Here is a 12,638-nt window from a genome sequence, read left to right as displayed (position 1 = left end):
TCATGCCCCTCTGGCTCAGAAGTTGTGCGGGTAGACCCCTACCGGCGGTCATATTTCTTCAGGAAGGTTCTGGCAACGTGGCCCATGGCGCGGATTTGTTCTGGCTTTAGCTTCTTGAGATAGCGGAACAGGCGCCGCAAGGCGGGCGAGTCCTCTTGCGTAGCTATGGGCTCCTCCAGGGTGTCCACAGGTAGAGGACCCGACGCTTCCCCGCGTGGAGGCGCCGACGCGGGAACGTCCAGTCCTAGCAACTTGTTGGCATCCGCCTGGAGGGCACGACACAGGCGCCGGAAGGTGGGCAAGCTCGGGAGCATTCCTCCTCGCTCAATACGGCCATATACCTCCGTGGCAATGTCAACGAGGTAGGCGACGTCTGCCTGTGTCATGTTCGCGCGCAACCGGGCATCACGCACGGCGGCCCCCAGGTATCTGGCTAGTTTTATTTGTGTGGGATGGCTTTCAGGCATGATTTGCTCAGCCGCGCTTCTCGTTGCGCTGCAAGTCTTCTAGGTCGGGCAGCACGCCGTATTCCATTGGCTGTGCAGCCAGCAGCTTGCTTTCGGTGGCCATCCGCACGATGGCTTCAACCTCGGCCATGACTTCCTGTCGCCCGTAGGAGGGCCCACCTGTTTCGTGGAGATAGTTGCGCAAGTCATCGCGCATGTCGGCGGCTGTCCGGTAGCGCTGCTCGGGGTCCGACGCGAGGGCCTGAACCAAGATGGCTCGCAACGGCTCGAAAGCAAACGCTGATGCGCGCAGTACCTCTTCCGTCCCAAACCGCAACACGCGGTTGGCCAATACGTCCAGACCAATCCATGTGGAATGCTCGGTGCGGATGCCCGGCGGGAAGCGCGTAGCGGGGCGGTCAGGCAGGAGCCCAAGCGTGTCTAGCGGATACTTCGCCGTAAGCATCTCCAGCAATACCAGACCCAGGGAGAAAATATCCGCCCGCCCGTCGAGTTCTTTAGGGGCGAGTGGGTCTGACTTCCTCTGGTTGGCGGCGAAGATGGCGCGGAGAAGCTCCGGGGCGATGTAGGCCGGATCTCCTCTCAGCAAGTCGCGCGGTGTGGGCATACGCCCGGCCAGCTCGGAATAGGCCGCCCCAAAGTTGGTCAGCTTGACGCGGCCATCCAAAGTCAGACGAATACGCATGGGCCCCACAGCACGGTGGACGATGTGCAGGGGAGTCCCCATGTCATCCTCACACTCGTGAGCATAGGCCAGGGCGTCGGCCACCTCGGCGGCAACATGGACAGCGAAGGGGATGGGCAGCCGGTGGGCCACCGCCGCCGCCAAGTCCAGGAGAGTGAAAAGGAAAGAGCCCTTCAAGTGCTCCATGACTACAAAGGGGATTCCGTCGTGCACGACGAAATCAAACACACGTGCGATTCTGGGGTGATGCAGGAACCCGGCAAGGCGCACTTCTTCCGTAGCGCGTGCTCGCGCTTCGCGCCCGGTGATGGCACCGACCTTTTTAAGGATGACCTTACGGCTCTCCTTCTTCGTGAGGTGCCGACGGGTTGCGACCAAAAGCGTGTCAAAGTCGGGGTGAAGCAGGAGAGGGGCTTCTACGTCATAGCGGTATTCACCCGACTCGAAAGAGAAACGGTAGTCTCTGTAACGGTCCTCGCCCTGGCGTGTAGCAGCGCGCGGGGGGCTTTTCTTGGGCGTTGGCATGGGGAAGCTCCGTGCTTGGGAAGGCTTTGAAGAGGGTTATTGAGCGGGTTTGAAGGGTGGGAGGAAGATGACGCGCAGCCAGCCGCCATGGCCATCCGGTGCGTAGAAGCCGCCCACCTCGAATTCACCCGCCCGCAGCGCGCCGCCTTTCACCTCCACCGGGCCGATGCACTGGGCGGGGGTGCCGGTGAGGGCAGAGGAAAGGAAGCCGTCGGAGCCCATGACGCTCAGCTCCCGGTAGCGCAGCAGGCGTGAGTCCAACTCGGAGCGCTTCACGGGGGCCGCGCCGTCGATGACCTCCCGCAGCAGCATGTCCGCGACGAGTCGCGGGCCGTAGGTGCGCGGAGTGGACGGGTACAGGCCGAAGGCGACGCGCAGCCGCGTTGCTTCCTCTGGCGTTACCTCTCGGCCCGGGAGCAGCGTGTCCGCTGGGAGTCCGGCCAGCAGCAGCAGCGCGCCGAAGTCGTCCAACTCCGCGAGCACGTCCCGCATGGCGCGGAACACCTCGGGGCGTGGGCCGCTGGCACATGCGGTGGGACACAGCAGCAGCACGGCCAGCAAGGCAGGCGGGAGGGGAAAGAGCCGGGGGCGAGCGTAGGCAACACGAGCCCCAATCCGGCGCGCACGGGGGGCGTTCGGCATGGACACCTCGCGGGTTGTGACAACTGGCGGACGAGTAGACTAGCGGTGAACCTCAGTGGGTAGACGGCTAGGTAACATGCGGGACCAACCAAGGGAAGGACCAGCCGACTGCGGGAGTCAACAGGGCCGCCCCGACATGAGCGGGCGGGAGAGGTGCGCCCCGTGCGGGCCCTCCTCGCGCCCGAGCGTTGGCTGCCGTCCCGTGGCGCCCTGCCCCCCGAGAGGCCCGCTGTGCTCCTGTCACCCGCCACCGGGCCCGAGCTTCGGCTGCCGCGCCCTGGTGCTCCACCGCGCCCGAGCTTCGGCTGCCGCGCCCTGGTGGTCCCTACCGCGCCGCTGATGCGCTCCGCTCCACGGGTCCGAGGCTCCGCTGCCGTTTTCAGAGCCTCCCTCCACTGGCCTGGGGACCGCACCGCCCGACACTGCGCCCAGCTCCCTAGTGCTCAGACCTGGCGCCCCGGTTGCGCGGCACTCCGGGCCTTTGGAGTGCGCCGGAATCGGCGCGGCTCCGAAGTCCTCGAGCACGACGTCAGGGCATGGTGGAGGACGCCAGCAAAGCGGCAGCCGAAGCTCGGGCACGGTGGGTGAGGGCCGCCAGGGCGCGGCGCGCACCTCGGGCAGCGTGGAGCGCCAGCAACGGAGCGCCAGCAACGCCCCCAGCGCAGCGCGAACCCTGCACGCAGCGGAGGGCGCCAGCAGCGCGGCAACCGAACCTCGGTCCGGTGGAGCGCATCAGCGGCGTGGCAGCCGAACCTCGGGCTCGGCAGCAAACACGGCAGCTCATGCCGGTGGAGCGCATCAGCGGCGCGAACCTCGGGCGCGTGGGACGGTCAGGGTTGGCGCGGGTCTCGGACCGGTGAAAGCCCCACCAGGGCGCGGCAGCCGAAGCGCGGGCGAGGGGCGGACACCAGCGGCGCAGCAGCAGACACGGCGCAAACCTCGGACCCGGTGGAGGGCGCCAGCAACGCAGCAGCCGAGCCTCGGCCCGGTGGAACTCACGCGAAGCTCGGGCGCGGCGGAACGCACCACCAGGGCGGTGCGCGGCAGTCGAAGCTCGGGCCGGTGGAGCACGCCAGGGCGCGAAGCTCGGGCACCATACAAGCCACCAGGGCGCGGTGGAGGGCGCCAGCGACGCAGCAAGGGCACCCGAGCGCGGCGCAAACGTCGGGCCGGTGGAGCGCATCAGCGGCGCGGTGGAGCGCACCAGGGCAGCAGCCGAGCCTCGGCCCGGTGGCCGACGCCAGGGTGCGACATCAGACACGGTACGACTCTCAGGCGCAGTGGAGCCACCCGAAGCGGCAGCAGCGGCACCAAGGCGCGGCAGCCGAAGCTCGGGCAAGGGTGGCGGGGGACCAACGACCAGGACGCGGCAGCTCCACCAGCGGCGCGGCGGCGGCGCCAGGGCGCGGTGGAGACCACGAGGGCACAGCAGCCGAAGCTCGGGCGCGGCAGCGGCACCAGGGCGCGGTGGAGCGCACCAGCGGCGCGGCAGCCGAGCCTCGGGCGCGGTGGAGGGAGGGCGCCAGGGGCACCGCGGCCGATTCGTGGGGCCCATGGATAGGACCCGGTATGGCTCCAGCTCAGGCGCAGCGGAGGAGCCCCAACACGGCGCACACCTCGGGCACAGTGGCAGCCACGGCGCGAACCTTGGGCGCGGGTGGAAGGCGCCAAGTACGCCGGCCCAATTTTGGGTGCGGGCCAGGACGCGGCGCCATTCCTGCGCCAGCGGAGCGGCAGCCACGGCGCGAACCTTGGGCGCGGTGGAGCCCCCCGCAGAGGGAGCAGCCGAGCCTCGGGCGCGGTGGAGCGCCAGCAACACGGTAGCAGCCCCAGCGCAACGGCAGCGGCACCAGGGCGCGGCGCAAACCTCGGACCCGTGGAGCGTATCAGCGGCGCGGTGGAGGCCAACCAGGGCCCGGCAGCCGAAGCTCGGGCGCAGTGTTGGCCACCAGGGCGCGGCAGCCGAGCCTCGGGCCGGTGGAGCGCATCAGCGGCGCGGTGGATGACACCGGGGCGCGGCAGCCGAAGCTCGGGCGCGGTGGAGCCCACTAGGGCGCGGCGCGAACCTCGGGCGGCCTGCCTGGACGCTTCACAACAGCGGCGTTGTGGTGGCCCCGGTGGTGGCGCGTGGTGGCCCCGGTGGTGGCGCGTGGTGGCCCCGGTGGTGGCGCGTGGTGGCCCCGGTGGTGGCGCGTGGTGGCTCCGGTGGTGGTGCGTGGTGGCTCCGCTTGTTGCTCCCCCGCGTTACTTGGCTGCCTGTCTATGTGCAGGCCAGTCATCGGCAGCCCTCTGCTAGCAGCCTGGACACATCCCACAGGGTTGTGTCACCTTCGCTCCTGTCGATGTATCTGGTGGGTTGTTTGGTTGGGGTTGGTTGTTTGGACGGGTGGCGGGTATGGCGGAGATCGACGTTTGTACGGAGGGGGCTCCCTCCACGGCGGGTGGGCGGGCGGGCGCCTCTGATTGCTGCGGATGTGCCTCGGCGGGTGCGCAGGGTGCTCCAGAGGCCAGGGCGCAGCCATCGGCCCGCCCTGACTCGAGTGGCGAGGCCGACCTGCTGCGGGCGCTCTACGAGGAAGTGCGGGGCCTGCGCGAGTCCGTGCGTGAGATTACGCACCGGCTCAGCAACACGGCCACCGCTCAAGCGGCGCGGGCCGTCTCGATTGAAGCTGCGCAGGCCATGCTCGGCTGCGGGCGCTCGCGCATCTTCGAGCTTTTGAGGAGTGGCGCGCTCCGTCGTGCCCCGAAGCTCGGGAAGGTGGCCATGATCTACCTGCCCAGCCTCGAAGCTCTCATTGACGGCATCGCTCGCGAGCCAGCGCCCAAGCTCAAACGCGAGCCAGCGCCCAAGCTCAAGCGGCGCCCCGCCCAGCGCAACGCCGGGCGGGGGGAAAAGGATGAAATCCTCAAGCTGATTCGACGAGCCTGATTTGCGCTCGCCGCACGGGCAGCACTGCCGGATCGTCGGGGTGCTCCAGCTTGAGCGGAATCTTGATCATTGGGGGCACCTTCACGTTGTCGTAAAAGCGTTTGGTTGTATTTGCCGAGTGATGGCCGACCACGGCGGCAATCGCGGCCAGTGGGAGCCCTCCCGCCTTGGGCCTCACCTCCTGGCCGCACTCCGAAGCCCAGGTAACGAAGCTGTGCCGGTACTCCCCGAAATGAACCGGCTCGATTCCAAGGGTTTCACAGGCGCGAGCCACAACCCGGCGGATATGGCTATCAACCGGCGCGGCCCCTCGCGCCTGTAGCCGCTGCACAGCCGCCAGGGTTTGCCGGTCGATGCTCTGACGGTGAACGTTCCCGCTCTTGTGGATGAACGTCACCGTTGCGGCGATCTCGCCTTGGTCCTTGAACACGGCAACCTTGCCTTCCCCCTTCGCCAGCCGTTCTATCTCCGTGCCGTGCATCCCGGTTTTGGCGTGGATGCACAGCACGTCGCGCACGCACTGCACGTCGGTCATGCGCCGCGTTTCCTCCTGCCCGAAGTTGGTGAACTCCCATCCACTAATGGCCCGATAGAGCCGCTCGGTGGTCTCGATGCTGTAACCCTTCTCCCGCACGGCCTTCTCGGGACGGGTCACAGGCACCTTGAGTGAGACGGTGGGGTCTTCGGCCAGGGAGAGGGCCCCTTGCTCCCTCAACCAAGCGGCAAACGACTTGAGCGCCGTTATCCGGTTCTTCCTGGCCGTCTTGTGCTGGGCCAACTCCCGCAGCAGTTCCTGGAGGGTGACGGTGCGCAGGTCCCTCCCCGAGAGAGCTTCCGCCCAGGTCGCCAAGTAGAAGCCGACGTTGCCCACGTATCGCGCCGTGGTCTTCGCTTGCCTCATGGAGTCGAGGAAGCGGCCCACGGTCTCAGCGTTGACATAGACGGCGGATTCCTGCTGGTGCTGCCGCGCTTCCTTCTTGGTGCTGTAGCCCTCTGCATCTCGCATGAAGAGGGCAAGCTCGGCTTCCGCTTCCGTCTCGCTGCGGGCGTCCAGGTGGACCGTATAGGCCCGCCCTTGAACCATCTTGCGCAGCACGAACACCGGACGGCCATCCTTCCCGTTGAACGTCCGCCCCCCCTTCCACTTCCCAGCCCATACCCTGTTGTTGCCCACGTCGTGCGCTCCGTTTTGGTCCGAATTTGGACCCCAGGGAGCCCGATTTGGTCCCCAAAAGCAAGCCGCGCCCCCCTGCCAGGAGAGGAGCGCGGCTCAGAGCGGCGGGCAACCTCTATTGGAGGCGGCGGGAATCGAACCCGCCGCCCCTCTGGTCGTCTGGCGGGTGAGGGGGCTGTACGAATCGTCTGACACCTTCTGCGGCTTCCCTTCCATCCTCGGTGGTGTCTCCCCCGCGAGATGACGGCCGAGGCCCGGCGCGGACGTCTGCCGCGCACGGGAGCGAGGCCTCCGCACGCTCACTCGGATTGCCGTGAAAAATAAGCATGAGGGGAGATGTTTTCGTTGTCCCCTTGCTTCGTTCGAGGGCAACCGGTCGCAGGTCCAGCACCGCGTGTCGTGCGGGCTGCTCGATCGCTGGCCAAGCCAGGACACCCCAGATGCCGTCTTCGCTTTCCCAACCTTCCGCCTCTCTGGCCCGGGCAACGCTTCTCAAGATGGGCGTGCGCATCGCCGGTGTCATCGCCCTGACCACGCTCGTCAGCTACTTCCACATGCTCCGCACCCTGCGCGGGGATGCCCTCCAGCAGATGGAGCGGCATGTCGCGGAACGCAGCCAGCGCGAGCAGGCCATCTTCCTTCTGGCGGAGGACAACCACGGCCTCCTGAAGACGGCCCTGCGCGAGCGGCTCGAGGCCTGGAGCCAGCGGGACCCCAACCCCCGCTTCGACAGCCTGTTCACGCAACTGCCCGACGGCTCGGTCCGCTCCCGCGCCGAGGGGTTCGACGGGACGCGCATGGCGAGCGTCTTCGTCCCCAAGGGCGTTTCGCTCGACATCGGGCTCCGCCGCCGCATCCTCGCCGCGTACGACGTGGTCGCCCAATACGGGCCGGCCTTCTCGGCACGCTTCCTCGACACCTACATCACCCTGGCGGAAGGACCGGCCATCTCCTTCTGGCCCGGGCACCCCAACTGGAGCCTGGAGATCCCGGCCGACTTCTCGTCCCTCGGGTACGACTACTACACGATGAGCCTGCCCGAGCAGAACCCACGGCGGCGGACGGCCTGGAGCGGCATCTACCTGGATCCCACGACCCAGAGCTGGATGGTCACGGTCACCACCCCGTTCGACATGGACGGCCGTCAGGTCGCGTCGTTCGGTCACGACGTCCTGCTCGATGAGTTGATGACCCGCTCCATCAAGGACCATCTGCCCAACGCGTACAACCTGCTCGTGCGCGATGACGGCCAGCTCATCGCCCATCCCGAGCTGGAGCTGGAGGGCGCCACCGTCGGCTACGACCTCCAGGGCACCGCCGCGTCGACGGGAGAGGGGCGCCCCCCGCGGTTCGCTTCCGAGGCACAGCGGGCCCACCTGCGGGCCCTCTTCGAGCGGGTGAAGAACCGTCAGCCCGGAGAGGTCATCCTGGAGCTCCCGGAGTTTGGCGAGTACCTAGCGGTGGCCCGGCTGCGCGGGCCCGAGTGGAACTTCATCACGGTGCTGCCCAAGGGCGTGGTGTCCGCGGCCGCCTTCGGTGCGGCGCGCTATGTCCTGCTGTTCGGCGTGGCGTCGCTGGTGCTGGAGCTGCTCATCATGGCCTGGGTGCTCCAGCGGGAGATCTCCCAGCCGTTGCAGTCCCTCACCCTGGTGGCCCACGCCGTGGCGGCCGGCGACTTCCAGATCAAGCTGGGCACCTCGCGCGGTGACGAGCTGGGCGTCCTGGCGGGTGCCTTCCGGATGATGGCCGACAAGGTGCAGCAGCGCGAGGAGGAGCTGCGCATGGCGAACGAGGGCTTGGAGCAGCGGGTCGAGGAGCGCACGCGGGAGCTGAAGGAAGTCCACGAGCAGCTCGTGCGGACGGCGCGGCAGGCGGGCATGGCGGAGATCGCCACCAATGTGCTGCACAACGTGGGCAACGTGCTCAACAGCGTCTACACCTCGGCGCAGCTCGCCAAGGAGCGGCTCGAGCGGCTGAGGCTGGAGCAGGTGGGCCGCGTGGTCACCCTGCTCGAGGAGCGCCAGACCGACCTCTCGACCTTCCTCACCCAGGACGAGCGCGGGCGCAACGTGATGCCCTTCCTGCGCCGGCTGGGGCAGAACCTGGTCGAGGAGCGCCAGGAGCTCTCCACGCTGCTCGATGACGTGGGCCGCTACACCGAGCACATCGGCGACATCGTCAAGGTGCAGCAGCGCCATGCCCGCATGCCCCGGCTGAACGAGCCGGTGTCCCTGGAGGCGCTGGTGGAGGATGCCCTGCGCATCAACTCGGCTGCGCTCCTGCGCCATCAGGTGAAGGAGGAGCGGCACCTCACCGCGCTGCCGCCGGTGCTCACCGACAGGCACAAGGTGCTGATGATCCTCGTCAACCTGATCAGCAACGCCAAGTACGCCATGGATGAGACGCCCGTGGAGCAGCGGCTCCTGCGGGTGACGCTGGAGCGCGTGGGCACCGACCGCGTGCGCATCGGCATCCGAGACCAGGGCCTGGGCATTGCCCCGGAGATGCGCACGCGCATCTTCCAGTACGGCTTCACCACCCGCGAGGGTGGGCACGGCTTCGGCCTGCACTCCAGTGCACTGGCGGCCCAGGAGCTGGACGGCTCTCTGACGGCCCACAGTGACGGGCCTGGACAGGGGGCCACGTTCACCCTGGAGTTGCCCTTCCACCCGGCCGTGGCGAAGGAGTAAGGGGTTGGCTCCCCGGAGCCCGAAACCATGAAACAGCACGCCCCGTCCGCCGAGCGCAACCGCGAGCCCCTCCTCCCTGTCCTCCGTGAGCTGCTGCCCTCGCGGGGCACCGTGCTCGAGGTGGCCAGCGGCACCGGCCAGCACGCCGTCTTCTTCGCTCGCGCCTTTCCGGGGTGCGTGTGGCAGCCCACCGACGCAGACCCCACCGCGCGGGCGAGCATCGAGGCCTGGTGTCAGGAAGAGGGCCTGCCCAATGTGCGTCCTCCGCTCGCGCTGGATGCCAGTGCTTCCACCTGGCCGGTGGAGTCCGCGGACGCCGTCGTGTGCATCAACATGGTCCACATCTCCCCCTGGGAGGCGTGTCAGGGATTGATGCGCGGCGCCGCGCGGGTGCTGCCCCCGGGAGGGCCGCTCATCCTCTATGGGGCGTACTTCATCGAGGGCCGGCCCACCGCGCCGAGCAACCTCGCCTTTGATGCCTCGCTGCGCGAGCGGAACCCGGCCTGGGGTGTGCGCGAGCTGGGCGCCGTCACCGCGGAAGCGCGGACCCATGGGCTGGAGCTCGACCGGGTCATCGACATGCCCAGCAACAACTTCACCGTGGTGTTCCGCCAGCGCGGCGGGTGAGGCTCACGGTCGCGCCCACCATGAGCCTGCAGAACAACTCATGCTCCTCGCCCACCAACCAGGTCAAACGATTCGTATGGCCTGCTTCGCCACGATTCTGAAGACGAAGCGATCGAGTGCCGTTTCTGGGACGGCGCGGCTTGGCGTCCCGCTTCCTCCGAACCCAGCTGATCGTGCGCACTGAAGGTGCTGGGCGCCTGAAGAGCCTTCGCCCAGGCCCTCCGCTCAGGTGAAGGGCTGGCAAGGTGTCCGAGCTGGGGATGCCTTCGAGCTACACTCCAGGCCCATGCCCTCAAGCTACTCCCGTGTCCTCATGAGCATCAGCGCGGCCGTGCTCGCCGCCGTCGGACTGGCCGGCTCGTTCCTTCCGCGAGAGTCCCTGCGGTGGCTCGGCTCGCCACCATCCGTGCCGCTCGAGCTCATGCTCCAGGTGCTCGGGGCCCTCTCGCTCGGCTTCGCCATGCTCGACTGGATGGCGCGCCACACGGTCATCGGCGGCATCTACGGCCGCCCCGTGGTCGTGGGCAACCTGCTGCACTTCGCCAGCGGAGCCCTCGCTCTCGCCAAGGGCCTCCTGCGCGTCCCCGAGGCCCGCCTGCTCTGGCCCCTGGCGCTGGTCTACGCCGCACTCGCGCTGGGCTTCGCGGTCGCCATGTTCCGCCACCCGGCCCGCCGGACGGCTCCCCCGAGCGGGGGCGGAGCCGAAGCCGCGAGAGGCGAGCCCGCCGCCTGAGGCTGCCGCGAGGGTCGCGCCTCCTCGTTGGGAGTAGGCTCGGCTCAGAGCGGCGGGTAACTTCTAGTGGAAGCGGCGGGAATCGAAGCCGCGCCAGGCGGTGCGAAACTCCCAGCAGAATCGCGCCCTTACCTCGTAACCGCCCGGAATGCTTGGGAGTCGATATCCCGCCGCGTCCCCTCCTGTCCCGCCTCGTTCCGGTCCATTCCGCACGCTCCTGCGACATACGTGCAACATGGCGGGGGCTGCCCACCTCCCGCCGTTAGGCCCTCCAGGGCAGTGTGGCTCACCGTTGCTGGGGCCGTCCTTGAACGTGCAGCTCGCTCCCGCTGGCGGAGTCCTGTGCCGGGGCTGCTGCGGCAAGGGGCATCGGCTCTATCGGCTACGAGGGCTCAACCGGAACGAGTCTAGGAGCTTGTCGGAGAATCGGCCAGGAGTGCGGAGGCGCGTAGCAGGCGCCATATGGCGCGCCAGCAAAGAGGGCAGACCGAGTGGGTGCCTGTCTGCGTTGGCGTGCGGGGTGCGGAGTCCCGCCGCCCGTCAGGCGGGCTGCGCTACCAGGGCAGGCAGTTCCAAGCCCTGACGCCACAGCTTCTTGAGGTTGTGCACTGCACACGCCAGGGAGAATTCTCCGCGTACCTTGGGCAGGCCCCGCAGCGAGAAGCGCGGCAGCGTCCCGTTCTTCACCTGGCCAATCACGGGCTCGGCCGTCACCTTGCGTCTGGCATAGGCCGCTCGGCCTCGCTTCGTCAGCAGCTTACGCTTCATCCGCTCCTTGAAGCTCAGGCCCTTTGGCGGGCGCCCGCGCGGCGCCCTCGTGGCCTCCTCTCCGTGCTTGGAGCGACCCGTGGCGATAAAGCACTCCACGCCCTTGGCCTCCACCTTCTCAATGTCCTCCTGGCACAGGTAGCCCGCGTCCGCGCTCATCTGCTCGGGCAGCAGTCCCGTGTTGGCCTGCACCTGCTCCACCATCGGCTCGAGCTGACGTGCATCACTGGCGCTCTGCCCCACCTCCTGCGCCACTATCAGTTGCGTGTCCGCATCCACTGCCACCTGCGCGTTGTAGGACTGCTGGAAGCCGCCATCGCGCGCCTAGGACCACCCAGGTCCTATCTCGAATTGAGGACCTCATGCGTTTCCGAGCCTGCCTTGTACTTCTGCTGTTGGCCTCAGCCTGCGCGAGCGCGCCCGCCCCGCAGTCGATGCCACGGCCCCATGCCTTCGCGTCGGCTCCCACCTCGGGCCCGCGCATCCGGTTCGTTTCCGCGCCGATGGAGCCGACACCGGAACGGTCGTGGATTGGAAAGCCGGACCTGGACAAGGCCAGGGCACTGCTATCTCGGGCACGCCAAGACATCGAGCCGCGTCAGTGGAAACAGTTGGACCGCAAGCTCACCGCAGCGGAACGGGCCTTTGAGCGCTTCTCGCGCGCCGCGAAAGCGAGCGGGCACGCCGCCAAGGTGGTGAGGGGGGCGGAGGGCGTCGCGCAGGCGGGCCGCGCCAGGACGTTGGCTGAATTCCTCCCCCGGGTGGGCCCGTTGCTCGTGGGCCTCGTCCTGCTCTACCCCTCCAGCACCGCCGGGTCGGACATCGACCGTCGCCCGGAGTGGGTCGACGCTCAGCGGGAGTACGAGGCGCGACTGCTGGACGTAGCGGAGGAGTCACGGCGGCTCATGGAGGAGTTTGAGCGTCAGGAAGCAGAGGAGGTCGTGCCGGACTTTGATTCGGATCCGGTTGCGGCGGTCAAGGTTCCCACCTCTTGGCGGACTGAGACCAATCCGGCGACGGGCAAGCCCTACACCAGTGTGGAGGAGTATGACCGGATTCCGCGTTACCCGAACCAGACCTGCAAGAACAGCCTGCTCGACAAGCTTGAAGCGGAGAAGGATCAGCTCACCAACGAAATCCCTCGCTACAATCCGAAGGTGCCCAACACGAAGAACAAAAAGAAGCTGGACAAGGTGCCGTGCTCCAGGATCCGGCTGCGTCTTGACGCCGTGAAGAAAGTTTTGGAGAAGCGGTGGGAGATTCAGAAAAAATGCTTTGGAGGCAAGCCCGATCCGGGCCACAACACAGCGATGACCCAACTCGAAGATGGCCTTGCGGATATCAAGGCTCTTGAAGCGAAGAATTGCGCCCCGGGTCATCCAATGTCGGAATTGTAAG

At 67.7% G+C, this 12,638-nt stretch carries 9 protein-coding genes and 1 pseudogene; 5 read left to right on the top strand and 5 right to left on the bottom strand.

All coding sequences use genetic code 11. The features are described 5' to 3' along the window. Positions 1–38 precede the first annotated feature (38 nt). The 3 genes from ACJ8AN_RS26025 to ACJ8AN_RS26015 are packed head-to-tail and all read right to left on the bottom strand — an operon-like array spanning position 39 to position 2,169. Positions 39–467, bottom strand: a complete 429-nt coding sequence (locus tag ACJ8AN_RS26025; protein ID WP_407758167.1) for a helix-turn-helix transcriptional regulator — start codon at positions 465–467, stop codon at positions 39–41. 7 nt (positions 468–474) lie between these two features. Continuing rightward, positions 475–1,677, bottom strand: a complete 1,203-nt coding sequence (locus tag ACJ8AN_RS26020; protein ID WP_407758166.1) for a serine/threonine-protein kinase — start codon at positions 1,675–1,677, stop codon at positions 475–477. Positions 1,678–1,713: 36 nt separating this feature from the next. Then, positions 1,714–2,169 (bottom strand): hypothetical protein, encoded by a 456-nt coding sequence (locus tag ACJ8AN_RS26015; protein WP_407758165.1) that lies wholly within the window; start codon positions 2,167–2,169, stop codon positions 1,714–1,716. Between the two features lie 2,545 nt (positions 2,170–4,714). Between ACJ8AN_RS26015 and ACJ8AN_RS26010 the strand changes: the two genes are divergently transcribed. Next, entirely contained in the window at positions 4,715–5,248 is a 534-nt protein-coding gene (locus ACJ8AN_RS26010; protein WP_407758164.1) for a hypothetical protein, read from the top strand. Here the strand turns inward: ACJ8AN_RS26010 and ACJ8AN_RS26005 are convergent. After that, positions 5,226–6,350: a site-specific integrase gene (locus ACJ8AN_RS26005; RefSeq protein WP_407758163.1), complete on the bottom strand. Its 1,125-nt coding sequence runs from the start codon at positions 6,348–6,350 to the stop codon at positions 5,226–5,228. The genes ACJ8AN_RS26010 and ACJ8AN_RS26005 overlap by 23 nt on opposite strands. Before the next feature lie 569 nt (positions 6,351–6,919). Here ACJ8AN_RS26005 and ACJ8AN_RS26000 point away from each other — a divergent pair. The 3 genes from ACJ8AN_RS26000 to ACJ8AN_RS25990 all read left to right on the top strand — a co-directional run bounded on the left by ACJ8AN_RS26000 (position 6,920) and on the right by ACJ8AN_RS25990 (position 10,472). Next, a complete protein-coding gene (locus tag ACJ8AN_RS26000) occupies positions 6,920–9,112 on the top strand; it encodes an ATP-binding protein (RefSeq protein WP_407758248.1) in 2,193 nt (730 codons plus the stop codon). Between the two features lie 27 nt (positions 9,113–9,139). Then, complete coding sequence (locus tag ACJ8AN_RS25995) at positions 9,140–9,739, top strand: DUF938 domain-containing protein (RefSeq protein ID WP_407758162.1); 600 nt, start codon at positions 9,140–9,142, stop codon at positions 9,737–9,739. A gap of 286 nt (positions 9,740–10,025) precedes the next feature. Continuing rightward, positions 10,026–10,472, top strand: a complete 447-nt coding sequence (locus ACJ8AN_RS25990; RefSeq protein WP_407758161.1) for a hypothetical protein — start codon at positions 10,026–10,028, stop codon at positions 10,470–10,472. 540 nt (positions 10,473–11,012) lie between these two features. Here ACJ8AN_RS25990 and ACJ8AN_RS25985 read toward each other — a convergent pair. Next, positions 11,013–11,537 (bottom strand): annotated as a pseudogene (locus ACJ8AN_RS25985) (transposase); the annotation flags it as partial. Between the two features lie 65 nt (positions 11,538–11,602). Between ACJ8AN_RS25985 and ACJ8AN_RS25980 the strand changes: the two are divergent. Continuing rightward, positions 11,603–12,637: a hypothetical protein gene (locus ACJ8AN_RS25980; protein WP_407758160.1), complete on the top strand. Its 1,035-nt coding sequence runs from the start codon at positions 11,603–11,605 to the stop codon at positions 12,635–12,637. Position 12,638: the final 1 nt, after the last annotated feature.

Source organism: Archangium sp., from assembly GCF_045802675.1.
Lineage (GTDB): Bacteria > Myxococcota > Myxococcia > Myxococcales > Myxococcaceae > Archangium.
The sequence above is the reverse complement of the archived record's forward strand: the minus strand, read 5'-3'. Positions and strand labels throughout refer to the sequence as shown.